26 protein-coding genes, 1 other RNA gene and 1 other annotated feature are annotated in these 25472 nt (G+C 37.3%); of the genes, 4 read left to right on the top strand and 23 right to left on the bottom strand.

Annotated elements, in window-relative coordinates; all coding sequences use genetic code 11:
- Nucleotides 1–269: 269 nt before the first annotated feature.
- The 11 genes from aspS to IGL30_RS10865 form a co-directional block, all read right to left on the bottom strand.
- Complete coding sequence (gene aspS, locus IGL30_RS10815; protein ID WP_034699943.1) at nt 270–2036, bottom strand: aspartate--tRNA ligase; 1767 nt, start codon at nt 2034–2036, stop codon at nt 270–272.
- 14 nt (nt 2037–2050) lie between these two features.
- Nucleotides 2051–3343, bottom strand: a complete 1293-nt coding sequence (gene hisS / locus IGL30_RS10820; protein ID WP_010720876.1) for a histidine--tRNA ligase — start codon at nt 3341–3343, stop codon at nt 2051–2053.
- Nucleotides 3344–3398: 55 nt separating this feature from the next.
- Nucleotides 3399–3608 (bottom strand) — a binding site (T-box leader).
- Nucleotides 3609–3797: 189 nt separating this feature from the next.
- Complete coding sequence (locus IGL30_RS10825) at nt 3798–4745, bottom strand: aldo/keto reductase (protein ID WP_088775329.1); 948 nt, start codon at nt 4743–4745, stop codon at nt 3798–3800.
- 548 nt (nt 4746–5293) lie between these two features.
- Complete coding sequence (locus tag IGL30_RS10830) at nt 5294–6553, bottom strand: cytochrome P450 (RefSeq protein WP_123874988.1); 1260 nt, start codon at nt 6551–6553, stop codon at nt 5294–5296.
- A gap of 304 nt (nt 6554–6857) precedes the next feature.
- Nucleotides 6858–7304 carry a D-aminoacyl-tRNA deacylase gene (gene dtd / locus IGL30_RS10835; protein ID WP_123874987.1) on the bottom strand — a complete coding sequence of 149 codons (447 nt, stop codon included), beginning with the start codon at nt 7302–7304 and terminating at the stop codon, nt 6858–6860.
- A gap of 11 nt (nt 7305–7315) precedes the next feature.
- Nucleotides 7316–9529, bottom strand: coding sequence for a RelA/SpoT family protein (locus tag IGL30_RS10840; protein WP_010720880.1), 2214 nt, complete (start codon nt 9527–9529; stop codon nt 7316–7318).
- A gap of 206 nt (nt 9530–9735) precedes the next feature.
- Nucleotides 9736–10488, bottom strand: a complete 753-nt coding sequence (locus IGL30_RS10845; RefSeq protein WP_088775327.1) for a 16S rRNA (uracil(1498)-N(3))-methyltransferase — start codon at nt 10486–10488, stop codon at nt 9736–9738.
- Nucleotides 10489–11436: a 50S ribosomal protein L11 methyltransferase gene (prmA, locus tag IGL30_RS10850; RefSeq protein ID WP_430618268.1), complete on the bottom strand. Its 948-nt coding sequence runs from the start codon at nt 11434–11436 to the stop codon at nt 10489–10491.
- Nucleotides 11437–11448: 12 nt separating this feature from the next.
- The gene (locus IGL30_RS10855; protein ID WP_053766270.1) at nt 11449–11937 is read right to left on the bottom strand and encodes a DUF3013 family protein; all 489 of its coding nucleotides are present in this window, start codon (nt 11935–11937) and stop codon (nt 11449–11451) included.
- Nucleotides 11934–12575, bottom strand: coding sequence for a DNA-3-methyladenine glycosylase (locus tag IGL30_RS10860; protein WP_010737082.1), 642 nt, complete (start codon nt 12573–12575; stop codon nt 11934–11936). The genes IGL30_RS10855 and IGL30_RS10860 overlap by 4 nt, the downstream gene beginning before the upstream one ends.
- A 224-nt stretch (nt 12576–12799) precedes the next feature.
- Nucleotides 12800–13309, bottom strand: a complete 510-nt coding sequence (locus IGL30_RS10865) for a DinB family protein (RefSeq protein WP_010737081.1) — start codon at nt 13307–13309, stop codon at nt 12800–12802.
- 264 nt (nt 13310–13573) lie between these two features.
- Here IGL30_RS10865 and IGL30_RS10870 point away from each other — a divergent pair, with 264 nt between their 5' ends.
- The 4 genes from IGL30_RS10870 to IGL30_RS10885 all read left to right on the top strand — a co-directional run bounded on the left by IGL30_RS10870 (nt 13574) and on the right by IGL30_RS10885 (nt 16065).
- Nucleotides 13574–14869 carry a replication-associated recombination protein A gene (locus IGL30_RS10870; RefSeq protein ID WP_010720886.1) on the top strand — a complete coding sequence of 432 codons (1296 nt, stop codon included), beginning with the start codon at nt 13574–13576 and terminating at the stop codon, nt 14867–14869.
- A gap of 61 nt (nt 14870–14930) precedes the next feature.
- A non-coding RNA gene (ssrS, locus tag IGL30_RS10875) (6S RNA) lies at nt 14931–15125 on the top strand.
- Nucleotides 15126–15239: 114 nt separating this feature from the next.
- A complete protein-coding gene (locus IGL30_RS10880; protein WP_010720887.1) occupies nt 15240–15527 on the top strand; it encodes a hypothetical protein in 288 nt (95 codons plus the stop codon).
- 70 nt (nt 15528–15597) lie between these two features.
- Entirely contained in the window at nt 15598–16065 is a 468-nt protein-coding gene (locus IGL30_RS10885; protein WP_010720888.1) for a universal stress protein, read from the top strand.
- Between the two features lie 184 nt (nt 16066–16249).
- Here the strand turns inward: IGL30_RS10885 and IGL30_RS10890 are convergent, their stop codons facing one another.
- The 12 genes from IGL30_RS10890 to comGA all read right to left on the bottom strand — a co-directional run bounded on the left by IGL30_RS10890 (nt 16250) and on the right by comGA (nt 25469).
- Complete coding sequence (locus IGL30_RS10890; protein ID WP_240210974.1) at nt 16250–17401, bottom strand: immunoglobulin-like domain-containing protein; 1152 nt, start codon at nt 17399–17401, stop codon at nt 16250–16252.
- Nucleotides 17398–17673, bottom strand: coding sequence for a hypothetical protein (locus IGL30_RS10895; RefSeq protein ID WP_317751750.1), 276 nt, complete (start codon nt 17671–17673; stop codon nt 17398–17400). Before IGL30_RS10895 ends, IGL30_RS10890 begins: the two co-directional genes overlap by 4 nt.
- A 258-nt stretch (nt 17674–17931) precedes the next feature.
- The gene (locus IGL30_RS10900; protein ID WP_123875166.1) at nt 17932–19146 is read right to left on the bottom strand and encodes an immunoglobulin-like domain-containing protein; all 1215 of its coding nucleotides are present in this window, start codon (nt 19144–19146) and stop codon (nt 17932–17934) included.
- Nucleotides 19147–19369: 223 nt separating this feature from the next.
- The gene (locus tag IGL30_RS10905) at nt 19370–20554 is read right to left on the bottom strand and encodes an acetate/propionate family kinase (protein ID WP_010737077.1); all 1185 of its coding nucleotides are present in this window, start codon (nt 20552–20554) and stop codon (nt 19370–19372) included.
- A 24-nt stretch (nt 20555–20578) separates the two neighbouring features.
- On the bottom strand, nt 20579–21586 hold the full coding sequence (locus tag IGL30_RS10910; protein ID WP_010720892.1) for a class I SAM-dependent methyltransferase: 1008 nt from the start codon (nt 21584–21586) through the stop codon (nt 20579–20581).
- 165 nt (nt 21587–21751) lie between these two features.
- Entirely contained in the window at nt 21752–22123 is a 372-nt protein-coding gene (gene comGG, locus IGL30_RS10915; protein ID WP_088745258.1) for a competence type IV pilus minor pilin ComGG, read from the bottom strand.
- On the bottom strand, nt 22092–22526 hold the full coding sequence (gene comGF, locus IGL30_RS10920) for a competence type IV pilus minor pilin ComGF (RefSeq protein ID WP_123875165.1): 435 nt from the start codon (nt 22524–22526) through the stop codon (nt 22092–22094). The genes comGG and comGF overlap by 32 nt, the downstream gene beginning before the upstream one ends.
- Nucleotides 22501–22830 (bottom strand): hypothetical protein, encoded by a 330-nt coding sequence (locus IGL30_RS10925; RefSeq protein WP_185068174.1) that lies wholly within the window; start codon nt 22828–22830, stop codon nt 22501–22503. The genes comGF and IGL30_RS10925 overlap by 26 nt, the downstream gene beginning before the upstream one ends.
- Nucleotides 22802–23260, bottom strand: a complete 459-nt coding sequence (comGD, locus tag IGL30_RS10930) for a competence type IV pilus minor pilin ComGD (protein ID WP_371264044.1) — start codon at nt 23258–23260, stop codon at nt 22802–22804. The genes IGL30_RS10925 and comGD overlap by 29 nt, the downstream gene beginning before the upstream one ends.
- Nucleotides 23241–23537, bottom strand: coding sequence for a competence type IV pilus major pilin ComGC (gene comGC, locus IGL30_RS10935; protein ID WP_010720897.1), 297 nt, complete (start codon nt 23535–23537; stop codon nt 23241–23243). Before comGC ends, comGD begins: the two co-directional genes overlap by 20 nt.
- Entirely contained in the window at nt 23534–24583 is a 1050-nt protein-coding gene (gene comGB, locus IGL30_RS10940; RefSeq protein ID WP_123875163.1) for a competence type IV pilus assembly protein ComGB, read from the bottom strand. Before comGB ends, comGC begins: the two co-directional genes overlap by 4 nt.
- On the bottom strand, nt 24540–25469 hold the full coding sequence (comGA, locus tag IGL30_RS10945; protein WP_088775321.1) for a competence type IV pilus ATPase ComGA: 930 nt from the start codon (nt 25467–25469) through the stop codon (nt 24540–24542). The genes comGB and comGA overlap by 44 nt, the downstream gene beginning before the upstream one ends.
- Nucleotides 25470–25472: the final 3 nt, after the last annotated feature.

Raw genomic sequence — 25472 nt, forward strand, 5'->3', positions numbered from 1 at the left:
CTCTATAATGATCCATCATTACACTAACCAAAAAGAAGGATTCATTCTTCGCCTATCGCATCACTAAACGTAGCATCCATTGAAAATATGGGTTAAAACTCAACTGACATTATACGCTATGGCTTAATTATAAATCGTTTTGGAATTAAATCAAGACAACATAAACAAGTACGAGAGTCTTTTTACACCTAGTCCAGACTCCCGTACTTATTATTTATAAAACGATCAATGGAATTGAGTTACTAGTCTTTTGTTCAATACGAATAAACTTAGTCCATGCTGGTTACATCAATATTCAAGTCAAATAATTGGGCATCTGATACCGTACTTGGTGCATCACTCATGACATCTGCTGCTCTACCATTTTTAGGGAAAGCAATAACTTCACGAATGTTTTCTTCACCAGCAAGTAACATCACAAAACGGTCCAAGCCAAGAGCAATACCGCCATGTGGTGGGAACCCATAATCCAATGCAGTTAATAGGAAACCAAATTGTTCCTCCATTTGTTCCTTCGTAAAGCCTAAAGTTTCTAAGACTTTTTCTTGGATTTCACGAGTATGGATCCGGATTGAGCCACCGCCTAGCTCATAGCCATTCAATACGATATCATATGCTTCTGCATAGACACTAGCTGGATCTGTACTCAAACGTTCAAGATCTTCTTCTTTTGGCATCGTAAATGGATGATGAGCGGATACGTAGCGTCCTTCTTCTGCAGAATATTCAAATTGTGGCCATTCTGTGATCCACAAGAAATTGAATTTTGATTCATCAATTAAGCCTAATTCTTTTCCTAAGCGTGTACGGATTGCCCCTAGTGTTGCAGCTACGATTTCTTTTGTATCCGCACCAAATAATAAAATGTCTCCAACTTCAGCGTTTGTCGCTTGAACGATTGCTTCTGTTGCATCTCCCATAAATTTAGCGATTGGACCTTTCAAGCCGTCCTCTTCTACTTTTAGCCAAGCTAATCCCTTCGCACCAAATTGGCTAGCGTATTGCCCAAGATTATCTAAATCTTTACGAGAGTAGTTGCTTGAAGCATTTTTAGCATTTAAAACTTTGACGACGCCACCTTTTTCAAGAGCCATTTGGAAGACTTTGAAATCAACATCTTTGACGATTTCACTTAAGTCGATCAACTCCATCTCAAAACGTGTATCTGGTTTATCACTACCGTAGCGATTCATTGCTTCGTCATACGTCATGCGAGGAAACGGTAAAGTAACGTCGATTCCACGAACATCTTTCATCACTTTCGCAATCAAGCCTTCGGTATAATCTTGGATTTCTTCTGCCGTCAAGAATGTCGTTTCAATATCTACTTGAGTAAATTCTGGCTGACGATCACCACGAAGATCTTCGTCACGGAAACAACGAACGATTTGGTAGTAACGATCAAACCCTGCGTTCATCAATAATTGTTTAAACAACTGCGGTGATTGAGGTAAAGCATAAAAGTGCCCTGGGTAAACACGCGAAGGAACAAGATAGTCACGAGCCCCTTCTGGCGTTGATTTTCCTAAATAAGGTGTTTCGATATCCATGAAATCATTATCATCTAAATAATGACGGATTGCTTTCGTTGTTTCATTTCTCATTTTGATATTTTTCGTCATTTTTGGACGACGCAAATCTAAATAACGATATTTCATACGGATCTCGTCTCCGACTGTTTGATCGTCTTCAATCAAAAACGGTGGTGTTTTTGCTTTGTTCAAGATAACAATTTCGTTTGCGAATACTTCATATTCACCAGTGACCATTTTAGGGTTGATGGCTAGCTCCTCACGTTTACGAACCACACCAGTGATTTCAATCACGTATTCACTCCGACATTTATCCGCGATTTCCCATGCTTCTTTATTGACTTCAGGATTGAAAACGATTTGGACGATTCCTTCTCGGTCACGTAAATCAATAAAGATTACTCCCCCTAGGTCTCTTCGCTTTTGTACCCACCCTTTTAATGTAACAGTTTGATCTAGTTCTTTTGCTGAAATCAAACCGCAATAAGTTGTTCTTTGTGCCATTTTTCTTTTTCCTCCTACTCGAATAAAGTCATTTCATCATAGACTTCATCAAAATGTTCATAAACTTCTGTTAAACTAAAGCTTTTTTCTTTTCTATTAGCCATTGATTTGACTGTGACCGTTTGGTTTTCCAGCTCATCTCCGCCAATAACTAACACTAACTTAGCATTCGCTTTATCAGCCGTTTTGAATTGTGCTTTTGCTTTACGATCCATAAAATCACGATCAGCTGAAAACCCAAAATTGCGGATCGTTTGCACCAGTTTCAATGCTTCGATATTCGTTTCTTCGCCTAAAGCCACGACATAAGCATCTAATTCATTAAATGCCGGAATCACGACTTCTTCTGCTTCCATTGTTAACAGCAAGCGTTCGATCCCCATCGCAAAACCAAAACCGGGTGTTTGAGGTCCGCCTAGTTCTTCAACCAGATTATCGTAACGTCCACCTGCACAAATCGTCGCTTGTGCGCCCATCTTTGGTGCATCACTCATAATCTCAAAGATTGTATGTGTATAGTAATCCAACCCTCGAACCATCGTGCTATCGATTTCGTAAGGTATATTAAGTGCATCCAACATAGCAACGACCATATCAAAATGTTTTTGTGCTGTTTCGCTTAAGAAATCTAAAATCGATGGTGCATCAGCAACAAACTTTTGATCTCGTTTGTCTTTACTATCTAACACCCGCAACGGATTCTCATGCAAACGACGTTGTGAATCTTCACTCAACTCTTTTTCAAATGGTGAAAGATAGTCGATCAATGCTTGACGATATGCTTGACGCGTTTCTTTATCTCCTAGCGAGTTGATCACTAATCGAATTTGAGTGATTCCTAATTGTTTAAAGAAATCAAGGGCCATAACCATACTTTCCACGTCAGTTGCTGGATTGTCAGAACCAAAAGCTTCTACTCCTATTTGATGGAATTGACGTAAACGACCTTTTTGAGGGCGTTCATAACGAAACATTGGTCCCATATAAAATGTTTTATAAGGTTTTGCATATTCTGGTCCAAATAATTTATGTTCCACAAAAGAACGAACGATTGGTGCTGTTCCTTCTGGACGTAAAGTGATGTGTCGTTCCCCTTTGTCATAGAAATCATACATTTCTTTTGACACGATATCCGTTGTATCCCCTACACTTCGAGAAATGACTTCATAGTGTTCAAAAATAGGCGTGCGGATTTCATTGTATTGATAATCTCTAAACAATAAACGCGCTGTTTCTTCCACGAACTGCCATTTTTCTGACTCACCAGGTAAAATATCATTTGTTCCTTTTGGTCTTTGGAAACTCATTTTTTTCTCCCCTTTACTTTTCTATGTAAAAAAAAATCCACCCTTATTCATTACGAACAAGGGTGAATGACTAATTCATACACGGTACCACCTATTTTTGAAAGATTGCTCTTTCCTCTAACGATTAACGCTCGTACACGGGACGGCTTTTCACTCGTCCATCTCCAGAGTGTCTTTTAGAACCTAAAACTTTAGATCATTTTCAGCCTTGATGATCCTCTCTTGTAAAGCTTCAGAAACTTACTCGCTCTTTCATTGATATTTTCAATATTACCTATAACCTACTAAAAACAAGGCGTAAAGTCAAGAAAAATCTGTAAATCAACTGAGAATTAATAAGGTGCTAACCGACTAACTGAATGAAACATCTCCTTAATTACTAGCATCCTTCATTCCAGCACACGCTCATTTTTTCAGAGCTAACTTCTTCTGTCACGACCTTCTCTGTATTTTTCTAAAAATCTTTAAAGAGTTGATCAATGGTATGGTAATCAGTGGACGATAAATGAATATCTAATGCACGAGCATTATCTCTAACTTGTTCCGGTTTTTTCGCTCCAGGTATCACGATAGAAATCCGTGGATTTTTCATATACCAAGCTAAAACGAGTTGAGCAATACTAGCTTGATTGTTTTTCGCAATCGGTGCAAGTTGTTCGACAGCCTGAATGATTTTTTCAAACCTCTCTCCTTGAAAATCCGGATTCTTCTTACGAGGGTCATCTGGAGCCATACTTTGAAGACTATTTAAATGATATTTTCCCGTTAACAAGCCGGAAGCAAGTGGAAAATAAGGGACAAAACTAATGTTATGTTGTTCAAGATAAGGCCAACGTTCTTTTTCAGCTTCACGATGGATCAAACTAAATTTATCTTCAACAACATCAACATAGCCATCTTGATTTGCTTCTTTCAGTTGAGTCATTGAAAAATTAGAGACTCCGATTGCACGGATCTTCCCTGCTTCTTTTAGTTTGTGCAACGCAGCGACTGCTTCATTTTTTGGCGTTTCTTTATCTGGAAAATGGATATAAAAAATATCAATATAATCAGTTTGTAAACGTCGGAGTGCTTCTTCTACAGAACGGGTCAAAAATTCTGGTGAATTATTGAATACCCCTTTTTGTCCAGGAACATGGGCAGCTTTAGTGGCAATGATCACCCGTGAACGATCAAATTCATTTTCTTGCAATACTTCACCGATCAGTTCTTCTGAACGTCCATTTCCATAAGCATAAGCAGTATCAATTAAATTGATGCCGTTTTGCAAAGCGGTTCGTACAACTTCTTTCCCAGTTTCATCTTTTAAGTTAGCAAAAAGATTATGACCACCGATCGCATTCGCTCCTAAGCCAAGTTGTTCAGCATAAACTTGTGAATGTCCAATTCTTATTTCTGCCATTCGCAATTCCTCCTTTTTTCTTTAGTCTAAAACAAAAAGAAAAAAGCTAAACTAAAAGAACTTTTGAAACAAGAGGTTGTGAAAAGAGCGTTTTGACCTGAGCGTTAAGGAGGAAAATCTCGAAACAGCTCCCCATGTTTTGAGATTTTTTGACTTATCGCCGAAGGTCAGCTCTTTGAACACCGTGAATCAGAGGTTGTGAAAGCAACGGGAAGCTCCGATGACAATAAGAAACGATTTTTTAAAACAGCTTCTCATGTTTTGAAAAATTCAGGCTTATTTCAAGGAGCTGTTGCTTGAACACCGTTTAAAACAAGAGGTTGTGAAAGAAGCGATCAGCTCCGAGCGAATAAGAGAGGATTTTTTAAAATAGCTTCTCATATTTTAGAAAATCATCGCTTATTGCTGAGGAGTTGCTTCTTGAACACCGTTTACTTGTTTTAGAATAAAAAATAAAGCGCCCCCCAAAAGTTAGTTTTTTAGTCTAACTTTTTTTGGGGGGCGCTACAGAATGAGATTTATATTTCAGACTTTTTATTTTCTACGCACTATTCTTTATATAAGAGTACACGACTATTAGGATAAGTTGGAAATTGATTACTAGGGATCGTCCAATCTTGTTCAGGTACTGAAAATTCATAATGGTTGACTAATTGGTCAGAAAAGACCCGTAAACTGTGTAAAGTGATCCATTCTCCTGCACAGCGATGCATTTGTCGAAAGTCTCCTCCACCTTGAGCAATCATCTCATATTCCTCTTCGTAAGAAAGATCTTTTGCTTTCCCTAAATAACGTTTGATCATGAATGAATCTGGCGCATCGTTTGTACGCTCATCATGATTCGTCCCGTATAGATCCAAAATAACCCAACTATCTTTAGGAATAAGATAGCCGTCAACTGACACATCTTTTAAAGCAATGGCTGGCAACATTGGGAAAAATGGATAGTAACGACGCATTTCCTGAATAAACGGATCTTGAAGTTCTGTAAAGTCATTTTTTAACTGCTGTTTTAAGTCTGGTCGACTGAATAAAGCATGTCCCATCAAAGCTGCCCAGACTGTCAATGCTACAGTTGGTCGAATAATATTGAGCAATTCCACCGCAGCCACTTCGATTGGCAACAAATTACCATCAAGATCAGTTGCTTGGGCAAAAGCATATAAAGCGACATCTTCTTTACCTGGAACAGGGTTTGCTCGTGCATCCTCAATCAACCTTTGAGCCCATTGTTCAGATTTTTTACGATTTTCAACCCCTTTGATATGATCGATTGGCGACGTAAATGTCCCACTGATCATAGAAATTTGGTAATCAGCGAACTGATTGATTTCTTCATCGGTCAATTCTGCTAAGTTGATTCCTGACCATTCACAAATCGAAGTAAATAGTACTTGTTTACTTAAATCAAATAATTCAAATTGTCCATGTTGTTCGTTTAACGCTTGAGACAAATTTTTTTCTAAAATTTGATGGTACGTATCCATTCTTTCCGGTGTCATCAAATCCATAAAAATCGATTTGCGATGATGGTGTTGGGCACCGTCTAGTGTTTGAACACCATCTTTCCCAAACAACGTTTTTAATACTAATTTAGGCATTGCTCCTTTTCGTTTGAAATTCCTTGGATCATAAAAAATTTGAGCGGCTTCTTTTCCGTAGATCACAATCGCTTCTTTATTGAAGATTTTTGCTTTCACTACTGGCGCATTTGCCTCTTTACGTAATTCCTTTAACAAGTGATAACCTTGCTCATATCTTTTTTTAATCTCGGTTATCTTTATATCGACTACTGGTACCTCTTTCATCTTTTATCTCCTCCAATAGAACACTTCATCTATTATTAGCTTATCTTTTTTTTAGATAGCTGACAAAAAAAGTGTTCTAAAATAAAAAAGACCAAATGGACTCGATTTTAGAACTATTTCTCCTCTAAAATCACTCTTTTTTCCTTAAAAAATAGGTTCCCCCATCTGTATGACACTTTTCGAGTAGGCACACAAAAAACCGATCACTCAAAGATTCATCGCTTGTGCGAATCTCTGAGGATCGGTTGGAATTGACGAGACATGCCCATCTTATTTCAATCAATTATGAATACACTAGTATCTCTTATTTATTTTGAGAATCAATGATAATAGTAACCGGACCGTCATTGATCAAAGCTACTGCCATGTCAGCTCCAAATTGGCCGGTTGCTACGGTAATCCCTCTATTTCTAATCCCTTCATTAAAAGCCTCGTATAGTGGAATAGCTGTTTCGGGACGAGCTGCTGAGATGAAACTTGGACGATTTCCTTTTTTAGTATCTGCAAACAGCGTAAATTGGGACACACTCAAAATTTGTCCTTCGACATCTTCTACACTACGGTTCATTTTTCCTTGTTCATCTTCAAAAATACGCATTTGTGCAATTTTTTTTACTAAATAATCAACATCATCTTGCGTATCTTTTTCATGAATACCTAGTAAAATAACCAGCCCTTGATCGATCTTCCCAACTTCTTGTTGATCGATCGTCACTGAAGCTTTACTTACTCGCTGGACAACAGCTCTCACGTGTTTTCCTCCTAACCATTGGTTCGTCGCACGCTATACACATCTGGTACAGCTTTGATTTTATCCACGATGCTCTTTAGGTGAGCAAGATTTTGGATCCCTACTGTTAAATGGATCGTTGCCATTTTGTCTTTGTTGGTTCTCGCTTCCACGCTGTTTAAGTTTTTAGTCATGGTATTTACCGTTTGTAAGACATCATTTAACATGCCGGAACGATTATAACCATAAATTTCTAGATCAGCATCATATTCTTTTCTGGTATTCGAGGTATCTTCCCATTCAACTTCGATCAGGCGTTCGGCCACATTCGGCTTGTCTACTTGGACATTCGGACAGTCTCTTCGGTGAATTGAGATTCCTCTTCCTTTAGTGATATAACCCACGATATCATCTCCAGGGATCGGGTTACAGCAACGACTGATCCGAATCAACAAGTTATCGACACCTTGAATCACGACACCACCTTCATGGCGAACCTTCATTTTTTCCGGTTCTTTTTTCGGTTGGTTCATGATTTCTTCAGCTTCTTGTTTTTGTTGCTCGATCTTTTGTTCTTTTCTTTCTTTTTCAGTCAAACGGTTCGCCATCGTCAATGCACTGACTTCACCATAACCCACAGCTGCATACATATCATCTTCCGTTTGATAATTCAGCTTTTCTAAAGCATCTTGCAGCTTACTTTTTGCTAAAATTTCTTTTGGTGCAAAGCCTAGATCGATAATACATTTTGTGATTGCTTCATGTCCTTTGATGATATTTTCTTCTCTGTCTTGCGCTTTGAAGAAACGTTTGATTTTATTGCGAGCTTTACTCGTAGCAACTAATTTCAACCAATCTCGACTTGGACCAAACGAATTAGGTGAAGTCAAAATCTCAATGATGTCCCCATTTTTCAACTTATAATCTAATTGAACCATTTTGCCGTTGATTTTGGCACCCGTTGTTTTATTTCCAATGTCTGTATGGATACTATAAGCAAAATCTAAAGGTCCAGAACCTTTTGGCAGTTCTGTCACGTCCCCTTTAGGAGTGAAAACATAGACCTTATCACTAAAGATATCTCCTTTGACACCTTCCATAAATTCTGAAGCATCATAACTTTCATCTTGTAGTTCAATGATTTCGTGGAACCAGCTTAATTGTTTCGTGATACCATCTGGTTCGACCTTATCATTTTTACCTTCTTTGTATGCCCAATGTGCAGCCACCCCGAACTCGGCGATTTCGTGCATTTCTTGAGTTCGTATCTGGATCTCTACCGGATTTCCAGCTGGTCCAATGACTGTTGTATGCAAGGATTGATACATATTTGCTTTAGGCATAGCAATATAATCTTTAAACCGCCCTGGCATTGGTTTCCATTTGGTATGGATTGCTCCTAAAACAGCATAACAATCCTTGATAGAGTCAACGATTACCCGTATTGCAAGTAAATCATAGATTTCATTGAATTGTTTCTTTTGGTCTTTCATTTTCCGATAAATAGAATAAATGTGTTTAGGACGTCCATAGATTTCTGCATAAATATCTAGTTCTTCTGTTGCTAGACGAATATCTTCGACTGTGGCGTTGACATATTTTTCTCGTTCTTCTCGTTTCGTTTGCATCAAATGCACGATTCGATAATATTGTTTAGGATTGAGATAGCGAAGTGCGGTATCTTCTAATTCCCATTTGATTCGACTGATCCCCAAGCGATGAGCTAATGGTGCATAAATTTCTAAAGTTTCTTGGGCGATTCGACGTTGTTTATCTTCACGAAGATGTTTTAGCGTACGCATGTTATGTAGTCGATCAGCTAATTTCACCATAATTACACGTAAATCTTGCGCCATAGCTAATAACATCTTTCGATGATTTTCTGCTAATTGTTCTTCATGTGATTTGTATTTGATTTTCCCTAGTTTCGTTACACCGTCAACTAACATTGCAACGTCTGGACCAAATTCTTCTTTCAAATCATCCAAAGTAACGTCGGTGTCTTCTACAACATCATGCAAAAAACCAGTTGCAACAGTATGGGGGTCCATTCTTAAATCAGCTAAGATCCCAGCAACTTGGATAGGATGGATAATGTATGGTTCGCCTGATTTACGAAACTGGCCATCGTGAGCAGCCGTTGCATAATCGCAAGCTTTTTGAACAAATGCTACATGATCAGGTCCCATGTATTGGCTAACCAATTTAATCACTCCAGGACCTGTCAATAATTCTTCTTTTGGCATGGAACATCCCCCTTTCAAAGGTTACGAACAACAGCTGTTGCTCCGAATAATATTAAAAACCATTCTTCTTTTGTATAACATAACTAGAAACAAACTCATGCACACCATTCATTTGATGTCATCCGTTGTTTACAATAAAATAATTGTTTTTATTATACAGATTGTTCGGAATTTTTTCAATTTTTCCTGATTTTATTCAGTTATTATCAGTGAGTGAGCTCCCACTGATAACTTGCCGCACTTAAAAGATAAAGAGGTGCCGTCTCCGTACGTAAAATCCGCGGTCCTAATCCACATAAGATTCCACCTTTTTCAACAAAGGCTTCAACTTCTTCAGGAGCAAGACCTCCTTCAGGACCAAAAACGGCTAAAATCCGACTACCATCAGTGAGTTCTTGGAATACCTTAGCTAAATTGGCTAGTTCTCCTTGTTTTGCTGACTCTTCATAAGCAATCAACAACACATCATAAGCAGATAGTCGATCAAAAAGAGCTTGCTGACTTTCCAATAATTCCACTTGGGGCGCAATCTGTCTATGAGATTGTTCAGCTGCTTCTTGAGCAATTTTGTTCAAACGTTCTTGACGTTTGTTTCTTTTTTTCGCATCCCATTTTACAATAGATGTTTTAGCTGGAAAGCCAATAAATCCATGCGCACCTAATTCTGTTCCTTTTTGAACGATCCAGTCTAGTTTATCCCCTTTTGGATAACCACTGGCAATCGTGATGTTATTGGGTAATTCCTTTTGGCTTTTTTCTTTTTCAAGCTCGCTCAAATAAACGGTATCTTCACTGATTTCTGTGATCTCCGCACGAATCGATACTTGATCGTTGAATGCTAAATAGACTTGATCTTTTGGCGCCATGCGCATGACCCGTACGATATGATGAAATGCCTCTCCCGAAAGTTCGAAGCGTGTATTTGGTTGATACGCCTCTTCTAAAAAGTAACGTTGCATTTATTCCACCTCAGGCTTTTTCAAGATAATTGCATACCAATCTTTTTGTTGGAAAATTTGATCAACGACAAAACCCTGTTCTTTCATGGCGTCAATGACCATTTGTTTTTTTTCTTCAATGATACCAGATACGATCAGGCGCCCCGTTTGGTTTAATAAGCGCCAAGCATCAGGGATCATCAACAAAATAATATCTGCTAAGATGTTCGCCACGATAACATCACTTTCGATTGTGATGCCGTTCAATAAATCATTAGCAGCTACGTGAACATCTTTGGCTACTTCATTCATATCCATATTTTCTTTCGCTGCACGAACAGCCACTTCATCAAGGTCATAAGCATAAACCTCTTTAGCACCTAAATATTTCGCTGCGATACTTAAGACGCCTGAACCAGTTCCTACATCTAAAAGTGTTTCTCCGCCACGCAATACCGTTTCTAATGCTTGCAATGTTAAAGAGGTAGTTGGATGTGTCCCTGTTCCAAATGCCATTCCAGGATCTAATGTAATGATCTTTTCTAATGGATCACTTGTTTGATACGCTTCCCAACTAGGCACGATCGTTAACATTCTGGTGATCCGTACTGGGTGATAATACTTTTTCCAAGCAGTTGCCCAGTTGCTTTCTTCCACTTCACTAACGGTGATGATATTTTTACCGATCGCCAAGCCAAATTCTGGGAGTTGAGCTACACGGTCTTTGATAAAAGGCAAAATTTCTGGTAAAAAAATCGTTTCAGGGAAATAAGCCATCACCAGTGCGCCTTCTGTTAATGAAGTAAAATCTTCTTTATTCAAGATTTCCCCATATTGATCAGACTTGAAATTTTCAACGTCTAAAGCATCTTCAATCGCAACACCGCTTGCTCCTGCTTCCATTAGTATATTAGCCACAGCTTCCACTGCTTCACTGGCGGTTTCAACTTTTACTTCATTCCATTTCATGACATTCACTCCTTAATAACTTGGATAAGGCAAATAGACGTCCGTCTCATTTTGCTGTTTTTCTTCGACTAGTTTTGCTAACTGTTGATTGTCCCAATTCAACTCAAACACTGCCGTTTCATCATCTGCATCAAGAAAATCTAAGAGATCACTTTGCCCTTGCGCTAATACTTCGTTCAAATACTCAATCAATGCATCAATGACCGATTTGGCTATCCCTTTCTTCCCTTCATAAGGAATAACCGCTAGATAATCTTTTTCATCAAAATGGGATTTTTGTGGATTGAACAATAAAATACCATCTTCAAATTCAATGATTTCTTCTTCGGAAACTACACCTTGGGCATCATCGATTTCCAAATGCGCTTTATTTTCTGCAAATAGTCGGACAATGATTTCAATCGTATGGTTTTTCGTATCCCAGTCTAATGCCACATCATAATCAGTGATCGTTTTTTCGATTGTTTTGTCTAAGTAGTCAAGTAAGTTTGTTTTTTTCATTTTCTCTTCCTCCAACCCCAGTCTTCCTCCACCAGGTTCTTTCTTTGTAATGATAGATATGGATTTCCAGCCACTACAAAACGTAATGGTTTGTCTGTCCATTCTCCTTTGTTAGGAATACCGATCCTTGGCAAAGCCATGATTTTCTTAGGTATCTTTGTTTTTTCAAAAACAAAATGCAACGGACTGTCTAAAATCGATTGTCCATAAAGTTCTTGTGGTAATCCTAATGCTGCTACCAATTTTCCGGGACCGTTACTAATATCAGGACCAGTCTTCCCGCCTCTGTTAATGCTCATTTGAGCCACACCAGTTGCAGGCTCGATCGCACGAATCATTACCCCTTGTGGAATCCCTTCAGGTTGCGTAATAATATTTAAAATACGGTGGGTGTGCATCGTATAAAGATAAATCGTTCCTGGCTTTTCATACATCGCTGCTACTCGTGGGGTTCTGCGCATCCCAAAACTATGAGCCGCTTCATCTTCTGGACCAAGATATGCCTCTGCATCAACGATGTAACCACCAACGGTACCAGTTGGCGTAACATATTCTAAATACATCCCTAAAAGATCTCTGGCAACTTCGGGTGTTGTTTTATTCAATAAAAGTTCATCTAATTGCTCTTTATTTGTCATTTTATTCACCACCCTTATCATACACAATATTGAAAGCATAAGCTATGGAAACCAAGAAAAACCTACAGCAAACGACAGGCAGATAAGAATAGCCGAAAAATCCCAAAAATAGGAAGAACTATCTTCGGATTCTCCGGCTTATTTTTCAGAACTAGACACTTCTGTCACAGCCTTTTATAGGATTTTACATAGACCGTTCAAACCAGAACAAGGTTTAGCATTCATTATTTACCGATCACCAGTCGGCGAGTATAGATCCCCTGACCAGAATGCATCACTGCATCATCAATGATCGACACGAGACGATCTTCACGTGTGACAGGAGGTGTCCAGTTGGAATCAATGACTTCATCAAGTGTTCCTTCATCGACTTGTTCCAAGTACTCAATCGTCAATGAAACACTATTAGCTAAATAATCTGTAAGTAGTTTTTTGTCTGTTACGACGACTTTTTTTGCTTCCGCAGGTGTGTGTTGCCAATCTTGCGTATCATCAGGCAGATCTAATGCAAATTTTCCAGACCAGTCTTGACTAAACCACAGTGGTTCACTATTTTTCAAATCGGATATTTGAAGGTCTAATTCTCGAGCAGTATGCCAGATCAGCCAAGTTACTGATTTGATCAAAGGTGCCGGCATCGTATTTGCTTCTGCTACATCTAGCTGGTCTAACGTTTCTTCAAACCGTTCTTGTGCTCGTAACAATGTTTCACTCAATAATCGTGTCGCTTTCATTTTTCTCCTCCTCCAAGCCATCTATGTCTTCACTCCCTTTATTTTACCTCAAATCAGAATAAACGAGGAAACTGGTGCTTTATTTTAAAAGTCCACCAGTCCTTTCAATAAGGAGCCTCTCTGTTAAACTTAGCCTAAATATGAGTAAACTCGTTTCCTTTCACTTTACGGTTTACGGCGTTCTAAATTAGCGTTACCATAAAGTGGATTGTCCTAATGTATGGTATAATTAACGAACGAAAAATAAAAAAAGGAGGCCGTTTTATGCAGCAACCTTTAGCTTATCGGATGCGTCCACGAACGATCGATGAAGTCGTAGGACAAGAACATTTAGTTGGTGAAGGAAAAATTATTCGGCGAATGGTTGATGCCAAAATGCTGTCTTCCATGATTTTATATGGTCCACCAGGAACTGGTAAAACCAGTATTGCTAGTGCGATTGCTGGCTCAACCAAATTTGCCTTTCGCATGCTCAATGCAGCAACTGATTCCAAGAAAGACTTACAAGTAGTTGCCGAAGAAGCCAAGATGAGTGGCACTGTCATTCTCTTACTTGATGAAATCCATCGTCTTGACAAAACGAAACAAGATTTTTTGCTCCCTCATCTGGAAAATGGACGGATCATCATGATTGGCGCAACAACTGAAAACCCCTATATCACGATTAATCCTGCTATTCGCAGTCGAACACAGATTTTTGAAGTAAAACCCTTAAACGAATTAGATATCCAGCAAGCGGTTCGATCAGCTCTAAGTGATAAAGAGCGTGGACTTGGTAATCTAGCTATTGAATTAGACGAAAACGCTTTGCTTCATCTATCACGGGCAACGAACGGCGATCTTCGAAGCACACTCAACGGCTTGGAATTAGCGGCTCGTTCGACCGAGCCAAATGAACAGGGGATCATTCACTTAACGCTAACGATCGTTGAAGAATGTATCCAACGAAAAGCACTTACTCATGATAAAGATGGAGATGCTCACTATGACGTGATTTCAGCATTTCAAAAATCGATCCGAGGAAGCGATGTTGATGCAGCACTTCATTATTTAGCCCGTTTGGTTGAAGCTGGTGACCTGGCAAGTATCTGTCGGCGCTTGATGGTGATTGGTTATGAAGATATTGGTCTAGGAAACCCTGCTGCCGCAGCTAGAACTGTCAATGCTGTCTTAGCTGCTGAACGTCTAGGACTTCCCGAAGCAAGGATTCCTTTAGCAGATGCCGTAGTTGATCTTTGTCTCTCTCCTAAATCAAATTCTGCTTATGCCGCTTTAGATGAAGCGATTGCTGATATCCGCTCAGGCAACGCTGGCGAAGTGCCCGATCATTTACGAGACAGTCATTACCAAGGAGCCAAGGCATTGAATCGTGGGATTGGTTATCAATACCCTCACAATTTTGATCAAGCCTGGGTGAACCAACAATATTTACCCGACAAATTAAAACAAGCGTCTTATTATCATCCGAAGACTACAGGGAAATATGAACAAGCCCTTGGGCAACAATATCAGCGAATCAAAGAATGGAAAAAATCAGGAGGCAATAAGCCAACGACATAGACTTGATTTTCCATGAGCGCTCTCATTGCTCTTTTTATTTCCATATGCTACTATAGAGGTGGGAAATCTGTGATGTTCGAATTGTCCTCTTTGTGTGTTGACCGAACATTTTTATTGATATCTTGGGACCCGTCTTGTGTCACTGCTGGTAACATGCCTTATCATTTGGTAGTTCGAGGCTACGACCGTGGGACCCACCTGCTTGAATTCGCGGGATCAATACTACAGGACGAACAACGGCATTAACGGAGATTACCATTTTTTGAAGATTAAGGGGCTATGCCAATTACTTGGTACAGCTCCTTTTTTTTCGAGTAGATCCCTTGAAAAACATTATTTGACCAATCTTTAGACTTTTGGAGGAATTTCTATGATTCAACTTTTAATGGGCATTGCCGCATTATTATTATTATTTGTTAGCTATTATTTATTAAAAAAACAACCCATCTTTTTCGTATTAATAGAAGAAACAGAGAAAAATCGTGGCTATTTACAATTCTATGGTGCCATTTACGCTTTCCTAGGGGTGTTAGGTATTTTTGTCGCCTTCTTCAATCAACGATTTATTGCTTTGGCTTACCTGCTCTTGGTCATTATTGTTGCTTCTGTCTTCAGTTTTACTTTCGCTCGGAAAATGGTCAAACCAAACAGTAAATAATTCTCTTTTTGTTCAACTTGTTTTACAATAGAATTATAAATGATTGATTTATCTGAAGGAGTGAATGCTTATGTTACAACAGTACAAAAAAATTATGGTTGCCGTAGATGGCTCTGATGAAGCTGAATTAGCTTTTAAAAAAGCCGTAAACGTTGCTATCAGAAATAATGGAGAACTTTTATTAGCACACGTGATTGATACTCGTTCTTTCCAAACCGTTTCATCATTTGATGGCATGTTGGCAGAGCAAGCAACTGAAATGGCGAAGCAAACGCTAGCTGATTACGAAGCAAATGCTAAAAAAGCGGGATTGAACAATGTTACTACCGTGATTGAATACGGCTCGCCGAAACAAATCATCGCTAAAGAAATTCCTGAGGATAACCATGTAGATTTAATCATGTTAGGTGCAACAGGATTGAATGCTGTTGAACGTCTATTTATTGGTTCTGTTTCAGAATATGTGATTCGTAACGCCACTTGTGATGTTCTAGTGGTACGTACTGATTTAGAGAATAAATTACCTGAAAAAGAATGATTAATTACTAAACAAGCGGTTGTGACAAAAGTATGTCACAACCGCTTTTATTTATTTTTACATATGCTAAAGAGCTTGGCACGTTCTTTTGTTCCAAGCTCTTTTTTAGATTATTTATCCAATCAATCATTTTTTCTAACCTAATCGATTTCATGATAAAAATATTTCTTTGTCATCAATTCGCCTATTTATTTCCTTTAGGAAGTACAATAATGTGCGCATCATTATAAGCTTTTTGTGCTTCTTGTACTTTCGCTAACAGTCTGTCTTTATAAGGTCCATCCACAAGACGGTGGACAAGATTCAATGCAGTATTAATATCATTTTGAGTATTGTTTGTACTTGGTTTACCATTAAAAAACAGACGATCCACCACTGGCGTTGCGTTTGATACAGCAATTAACTGATCGTATTTTTCATGCAATGCATTGGTCGTATAGCCTTCTAAAAATGGAATGTTTATATAAGGAAGTTCACCTAGTTTTTCTGCAAGATCGATCATTTCTTCTGTTGTAAAACTACCTTTAGGATTACCGATATCTCCATCAATAAAGTGTTTATCCATCGTCTCATTCGCAACTTGCCATTTTTGCATCAATGTATCGTATGCTTTTTGTGCTTGATTGACTTTTTCCAATAACGCTGTTTTTTGATCACTATCTGGTAAGCTTTCGACTTGTTGTTTCGCCGCATCAATTTGAGCTTTAGTATTGCCTACTTTTGCTCCATTTCCATCAAACAAATTATTTACTATCGTTAAAGCATCTTCGATTGCTGAATTCAAGATAGAAACTTGTTTGCTCAAAATTTCTTTCCCTTGTTCATCTAAGCTCACTAAAGTAATTGTTTTAGACGTTGCTGATACTTTATTTTTTGCATATACTTCAAATCGATTATTCTTTAACAACTTAAATCCTGGGAAGTACTCTTTTCCATCTACTATCAATTTGAATTTCTTGACATTGCCGGTCACGCTTCCTGTAATATAATCAGTGTTTACTTTATAATAATCTACAACTAAGCTTGGAGCGTTAAGGGTGATTTCTTGCATGCCGATTTCTATACCTTCAGCATTTAAAACTTTTAAAATCACTTTTTTGGAATCTACTGTTACTTTATTTTTTGCATACACTTCAAAATTATTATTCTCTAAAAGTTTAAATCCTGGTGTATATTCTTTGCCATCAACAATTAATTTGAATTGTTTAGCCTCACCTGCAATTTGACCTTTGATGTAATCTTTACCTACTGTATATTCTTCCACCGTTAATTTAGGTGATTGTACAGCAACTTCTCTTGTACCTGTTTCTTTTCCATTTGAATCAAAACTTTTCACTGTAACTGTTTTTGTTGTCGAAGGATTGTTGTTTCTTCTACTTTTTTATTTTCTTTTTCTTCTGAAGCGTGTGTTTGACTTGTTTCACTCGCCTGACTTGATTGATTTGATTGATTTGCTTCTTCTTTTTTCTCATTTTTTTCCGAAGTAGTAATAGTGATGCCTTCTCCCGCCCCATTTTGATCTGCATGGACCATTGGTGTCACTACTCCAGATAAACTAGATAATACTAATGCACTCGTAGTTGAAAACGACACTAAATTCTTTTTCAAGTTCCCCTTTTTCAATTAAAAACCACCCTTTTTTGTTTATTTGATTTAAGGAAATAATAACCTATTCGGGCTCGCTATTTTTTTTAATTATTTAAAAAAAAATGTCGTTTTTTTAAATAGACTATTTTATAAAATAAAAAACAATGTTAAAGTTACTCACTTCGGTAAAAAAATTTTTGTTTGTGACACTGGCTGTTCTTCTATTTCTATTCAAGTAACTTTTTATACGAGTCGTTAATGCTTCAGCTATAAAAATAGTCAGTCTTTATTCGTTGAATCAATGAAAACCACTTGCTTACTAACGATTTCTTTTCCTTGTTCATCTAAACTAATCAAAGTAATAGATTTAGTTAGCGCCGATACCTTGTTTTTCGCGTAGACTTCAAATTGATTATCCTTTAACAATTTAAATCCTGGAAAATACTCTTTTCCATCCACTACTAACTTAAATTTCTTTACTGCCCCAACATAGGTACCTGTAATATATTCATTTCCTAATTTATAGTCATTTATATCTAAGTAGGGAGATTGGACTCTAACTAAACCAGATTTTAACAAATCTCCTTCTGAATTCAGAGCAACCAAAACGACTCTTTTACTTCCACGTAATATTTTATCTTTCGCATAGACTTCAAATTGTTTATTCGCTAATCGTCTAAAACCTGGAGTGTATTCTTTCGTGCTTCCTGTGGTCCCCACCCTCAATTTAAATTTAGCAACATCACCAATAAATTCACCTTTGACATAGTTTTCTCCTAATGTGTAATTGTTAATGGTGAGTTTCGGTGCTTGAACTGAAACGTTTTGAGAACTTGTCTCTTTTCCTTTTTTATCAAAGATTTTTACTGTGACTGAAAAAATTGAAGGCGGAATTTTCTTTCCAATATAAAGTTTGAACTGATTATTTGGTAACAAAGTAAAACCTGGGGTATATTCTTTATCGCCAACAATCAATTTAAATTGATTGATTTCCCCTTCATAAGCGCCAGTCATGTATACGTTTCCATAAATATAGGGGTCGATTGTACAGGAAGGAGTTTTTTCGTCAAATTCTTTTTGTCCATTTTTTTCTTTAGAATTTGTCATTTTAGTCTGTTTTGAATCATACATTTCTTGCGCTTGAACAATTTTTTCAAATAATTTTGTTTTTTGTACACTTTCTGTTAATTCCATTACTTGTAGCTTTACTTCATTAATTTTTGCTTGGGTATTACTTGTTTTTGCTCCTATTTCATCAAACAGAAGTTTCACTGCCTCAGTCGCTTTCTTAACGTTTTGATCATTAGGAATGTTCGTTTGTTTCACATCTGAATGTTCACCTGAAATATTTGCCTGGCTGATTTCACTTTTCATTGTTTTCTTTCCTGAGACTTCATTTTGTTCTGCGTATACAAATGGACTGGCAGTTATAGATGAATTAGCTAATATTAGTACACTCATAATCGTTATCGTTAATCGATTTGTTTTTCTCAATTCAATCTCCTCCCTTTTTTTCATAATACTTTATTTTATTTCTATATTTTTTATTGATTTAAAAAAGAACATTTCTTTTTTTCAATCAATCACTTTTTATAGACAAAACAAAAAAACGAAGTGAACAATGTTCACTTCGGAAAAAATTTATTCTTAAAATTATGATACGTTCGTTACACTATTTCATACCTAAAAAAGGCTAACAACTATTTCATTAGAATATTTATTTACGTAAACGTTCCACGTCACGAGCGATCATCAATTCTTCATCAGTTGGAATGACAAGTACTTTGACTTTTGAATCTTTTGTGGAGATATCTAATTCTTCCCCACGTTTTTTATTCATTTCAGGATCAATTTCACAACCAAACCATGTCATCCCTTTAATGATTTCACTACGGACGTGCCCATCATTTTCACCAATTCCAGCAGTGAAAACAATTGCGTCAACGCCGTTCATCGTTGTCACATATCCACCAATATATTTACGGATACGGTCTACAAAGATGTCATATGCCAAATGGATATGCTCTTGTTCATAGTTTTTCTCAAGGTCACGCATGTCACTTGATAAACCTGTTAGACCTAACAAACCTGATTTTTTGTTTAAAATGTTGACCATTTCATCAATATCAATCTCTAATTTTTCCATTAGATAAGGTAAAACAGCTGGATCGATGTCCCCTGAGCGTGTTCCCATTGTTACACCTGCCAGTGGTGTGAATCCCATCGAAGTATCAACTGATTTTCCACCATCTACTGCCGTAATTGAAACACCATTCCCTAAGTGACAAGTGATCAATTTCAACTCTTCGATTGGTTTCTCTAACATCTTAGCCGCACGTTCTGCTACATAGCGATGACTTGTACCATGGAAGCCATATTTTCTTACTTTGAAATCTTCATAGTAAGAAACAGGTAAGCTATACAAATAACTGCTTTTTGGCATTGTTGCGTGGAATGACGTGTCAAACACAGCCACACTTTGGATATCAGGTAAGATTTTTTTAAATGCTTTGATACCCATTAAGTTAGCAGGGTTATGCAATGGTGCAAACTCTGCCAATTCTTCAATGCGATCCATCACAGCTTCATCCACGATTACAGAATCAGCATAAGTTTCTCCACCATGAACCACACGATGTCCTACACCAGTGATTTCATCGTAAGAACTTAAGATTTGTAATGCAATCAGTTGATCTAACAACATTTTTACTGCTACTTCATGATCATCGATGTCCATGATTTTCTCAAATTTTTGATCTTCACCATATTTGATCGTAAAAATTGAATCTTCTAAACCGATTCTTTCGACAATTCCTTTAGCAATTACGGTTTCTTCTGGCATTTGATATAGCTGCCATTTTAAACTTGAACTTCCAGCGTTGATAGCAATTGTTTTAGACATATAATTCTCCTTCTTAGTGCGTGATTAAAGAGAAGACGATTTCCATGTTTCAAATTCTTTAAAAAATTCAGTCACCTTCTCTGGTTTCTTTAGTGAATCAAGTTTTACAAGTAATACTTCTTGTGCTTGTTTTGCCTTTGTTCCTTTTTTCTGCAAGATCAAAATACTTTTTTGTGATTGCTTGTTACGGAATAATTCATCTGGTAATTGGATCATTCCTTGAAGATATCCTTCTTCTTTAAACCATCTTTTGACTTCTTCACTTTGTTCTGTTTCTAAGAAGTTACTTGGCATCAAAAACAGACCGAATCCATCTGGTTTGACATACTTCATTGCCTGTTCTAATAGCAGATGATGGGCATAACTATGCCCTTGTGTGGTGCTTGTTAAAAACTCTTTTGCTTTTTGATCATTCGGATAATAACCAATCGGTAAATCGCTGATAGCTACATCCACTGGATCAATCAGTAATTCTTGTAAGCCATCTTGGTGAAAATATTGAACATTCGCCTGAGTCAGATCACTTGTTGAAGCAGCAACCGCTAATAACGTATCGTCAATATCTACACCCATCCCTTCCGCTTGGTATCCCGCACTTGATAGGTTTAAAAGAACTGTTAATAACAAGTTGCCCATTCCTGCTGCAATGTCCAAAATCTTGATTGGTTCTTCTTTATTTGTGAATAGCTGTTCAATTAAAAAGACAAATAAAAAACCAATACTATCTGGAGTAAGTTGATGGTTCGCTTGAAGATGTTCTGTCTGACTCCCCTTTAGTAACAGTAGTTGTGACAGACGGCGCCACTCTTCTGGTTCAAAGGAAAGTTGACTGAGTTCTTTATACAAAGCAGAAATCTGTTGCTTGATTTCTTCAGACGGTACTCCATCTACCACTCGTACTTGATAGTTGTCGATTAAGTTTTCAGCATTTTCGACATAGGCTTCTAAAAAGGAAGTTCCCAATGCATTTTGTAAAAGCTGAATCGCTTTTAGGTTTTGTTCAAACCCCTGTTCCATTTTTTCTGGTAACATGGTGCACCTCATTTCTAGATATATTATAACAATTATTTTACCTGTTTAATTTTAACGAACTATGAGCAAAATTTCAATCGTTTTCACACTTTTTTGTTTGTGAAATAAAAAACATAAACGTTATGTAAACAGCGATAACACAGAAAAGAGTGCGTTTTCATGAATTCACTCACTTTCTGTGTTACTTTCTGTATCACTGTTAAGCATTTCTATGAACTGAAAATGCTGAGATTCGATCTGAATTTCGATCGTTAGCTGATTCGCTTTTCTTTTGTAATGAGCCTTTCCTAAATTATATTGATACATTCCCTGTTCTTTCAACTCGTTACTTTCAGATAAAACCATTTGTTTGATTATTTTTGCTACATAATAATTTTTGGTGCGTTGATTCAAATCTACTGTCGAGCGATAAGTTTGTACAATGATCGACAATAAGGAACTACAAACTAAAAACAATAGTAAGGTTGAGAATAAGATATTACTACTGAACCCCTTGTTATGCTTTTTATGATAGTGGCTTGGTCCAAATCCCCTCATACTTCTCTCCGTTTATAAATTCGATTAAAAATGTGATAGCTGCATTAGAATCTCTCACTTCCCAATGTTTGACTTGTGTTAACACAGGTTGGTGTCCCCCTGATACTTCTCGTTTACGTATCAACGTATGATATTGCTCAAATAAATAGGTTTTCTTTTCCATCTCATAATAAATACGGTTATCTTTAATGACGACATTTTTTCCTTTTTTTATTTCTTCTTCAAACTGAGCTAAAAAAATCAGCCACTCTTTTTGATCCTTTCGTTGTAAATATTGTTCCACTTTCGTTGTTTGCGTGATTAAAAGACTGATTGAAAGTAAAACAGCACTTAAAATGGCAAGCGAAATCAAACATTCAATCAGTGTAAAGGCAGCTTTATTCTGGTATTTTGGTAATCTCAATCACTTTGTCTCCTTGTGTGAGCTTCACTTTTTCGATCTTTTTCTTTTTAGCGGTTATGGTTATCTGACTATGTGGTCCATTTAACGTTCGATTCGGTATTTGTTCATACATTCGGTAGGTTTTTACATCTTCATATAGCCTGCGAAGTAATAAGATTTCCTGATTATTTTGCTTTTCTGCAGTTAATAAATACAAATTCCCATGGCTGACAAGAAAGATACACGATAAGGTAATGGATAAAGCCATTACTGTTTCTAATAGAACAAAAGCATGTCTATTCGATTTTTTTAATATATCGACCACTCCCTAGCTGAAATTGATAAACGATAGTTTGTCTTTTATTTGTCCAATAGAACCGATAGGCTTGCAATGAACTTTCGTTGCCGGTTCCCGCAGCGAATATGAGCTTTTCCATCTGTTGGACAGTAATTTCATCTGGCACCTCTAAAGTTGACCAACCGAGATTTGGATTGGGTACGTCAAAAACAATTTGATTCTTTGATTGATCGTAAAAGATTCTTGTAGCTTGTTGGCTGACAATGGCTATTTTCTGCGTGGCATATATCCTACTTTCAAATTGTGCAAAAAATTGCTCTATTGTCATCTGCTTTTGCCAAGCTGAGACCGAAAGTGAAGGGAATAGAAATAATCCTAAAGTGATCGTCAAAACAAATAAGGTTTCAATCAAAGTATAACCAGTAAAGCAAATTGGTTTATTTGCGGTTATAGGCATCTGCATGTTCTTGCTTTATATATCCCTCCTTTAAGAGTTCTGCGATCGTTGGGACTTTCCCATTATTTTGCAAAGAGTACAATTCTTTTTGAGCATCGACCAATTGCATCACTGCTTGTTTGCCTTCTCGATTGACATGATCTCGATAGCGGGAAATATTAGGGATGAACAAGAGAACTAATGCACTGATCACTAATAAGACGATCAGCATTTCGATCAACGTAAAACTTTCAACATTTCTTAATTGTTTTCGTCTAAAATTGACTAGATATTTCATAATAAAACCTCCTCAATGTTGCCATAAACCGGCAGTAAAGTTGCTGCATAAATCAATAGAATCAAGCTGGCAATTCCTAGAAAAAGGACTGGCTGTATCCATGAAAGTCCACGGTTCACCTTTTGGAAAAAATGCTGTCTTGCTAATTTACTGTAAAACAAAAGTTCTTTACCTAAGTTTCCTTTTGCTTCCCCTTGTAAAACGATTTGACTAAATTCAGCCGTTAAAAATGAATAAGTCTCAAACTGCTGTGCTAAAGAAATTCCTGATTCTAACCCTTTTGTCAGACGAAATGCTAATAGTTGGATCAAACTCCCTTGTTTTGTTTCTTTCAAACAAAAAATAATTTGGCGCAATTCTAATCCCTCGTAGAATAATTTTCCAAATTCTAAAGCGATATAAGAAGACTGGTAGAGGGAAAAAAGCGAACCAATCAATGGTTTGTTGCTGAACCATTCCCCTCGTTGAATCATATCCATTTTTAAGAGCCTGATCTTGATAAACAGACATAATAAACCAACAGACAGTAAAACAAGAAGAACATACCAATGAAAGGACTGCAAGAATCGGATTCTCCAATGCGTATCCATGACCATTTCCGAAGTTAATAACTGTGGCAAAATAAATTGGCGTAATGCAACTAAGATCCCTAATAAAAACAAACACAGTAAACACGGGTAACTGATCATCTTTTTTAATTCTTTTCGAAATTCTGCTACGAGACGAAATTGTTCTGCCATCCCATTCAATGTTTGGATCAAGTTCCCATGCGCACTGGCTAACTCGATTTGCACAAGCTTGTCTTGAGTAAAACCCAATGCTTGTAGAACCTCATAAAAAGAATGTCCTTCTTGCAATAAACGGTGTCCTTGCTGTAAATAAATATGGGGGACAGGTGTGATCTTCAACAATATTTCCGTTGCTTCTTGAATACTAAATCCATGGTCAAGTAACTCCCCCATCAGTCGAATATACTTTGCTTGATGGTTCAGTGACATTTTCTTAGAAGGCAAACGATCGCCAGCGACTATTTTTTGCTTCTTCATAGCTTTGGTCCCACCCTTTCCTCTCAAAATCATTGTAGGTAAAGTTGTAACCCCATAAAGCCGCTGCTGCTTGTGTTTGGTCTAAAAGGATTTCTTGGTAGATTACGCCAGATAAACATTCAAAAAACTCATCGCTTCTGCCAACTAATTCAAGAATTCTCGCTTCGGTTCCATCTAAATGGCGGGCATGAACCGTCGCAAATACACGGTGACCTGTCAACGCTGCTCGAATTGCTACATTCGCTGTCTTGCTATCTCTGATTTCTCCAATGATCAATAAATCTGGACGATGACGTAATGCAAGCTTCAGCAATTCCTCATACGTTTGTTCGATTTTGTCGTTTACTTGTAATTGTAAAAAGGCTGTTTCTTCAATTTCTACTGGGTCCTCTATTGTAATTACTTGTACCTCTTTGTCTTGTGCCAAATAGTACATCAAAGAAGTTTTTCCTGATCCAACTGGTCCGCTGAACAAATAGAGCCCACGCTTTTTACTCCGCTCATTGATCACCTTTAAATCATCAGGACAAAAACAGCGGAACTGTTTTTCAGACAAATCATAAAGTAATCGAATCACCAAACTTTCTCTTTGTAAGTAATCACCTACAGAAGACAGTCTCAGTCTGACCTCTTTTTCTTTTAAGACGTAAGTCATTGCACCTAATTGCGCTTTTCTTCTCTCACCGATATCCATCTCTCCTAAATATTTAAAGCGTGAGATTAATTGTTGTCCAATATCTGATGCAATACTTTTTTGGAATGTTCGTTTTTTACTATAGCGGTAATAAATATTGAAATCAGTTTGATTAGGCATTATATAGATATCTTGAACACGTTTTTTATAACTTTCATTAATGAGATCATCTGAAATCTCCTTTATATCCATCTT

Source organism: Enterococcus sp. DIV1089c (assembly GCF_050530965.1).
Classification (GTDB): Bacteria; Bacillota; Bacilli; order Lactobacillales; family Enterococcaceae; genus Enterococcus_B; species Enterococcus_B hirae.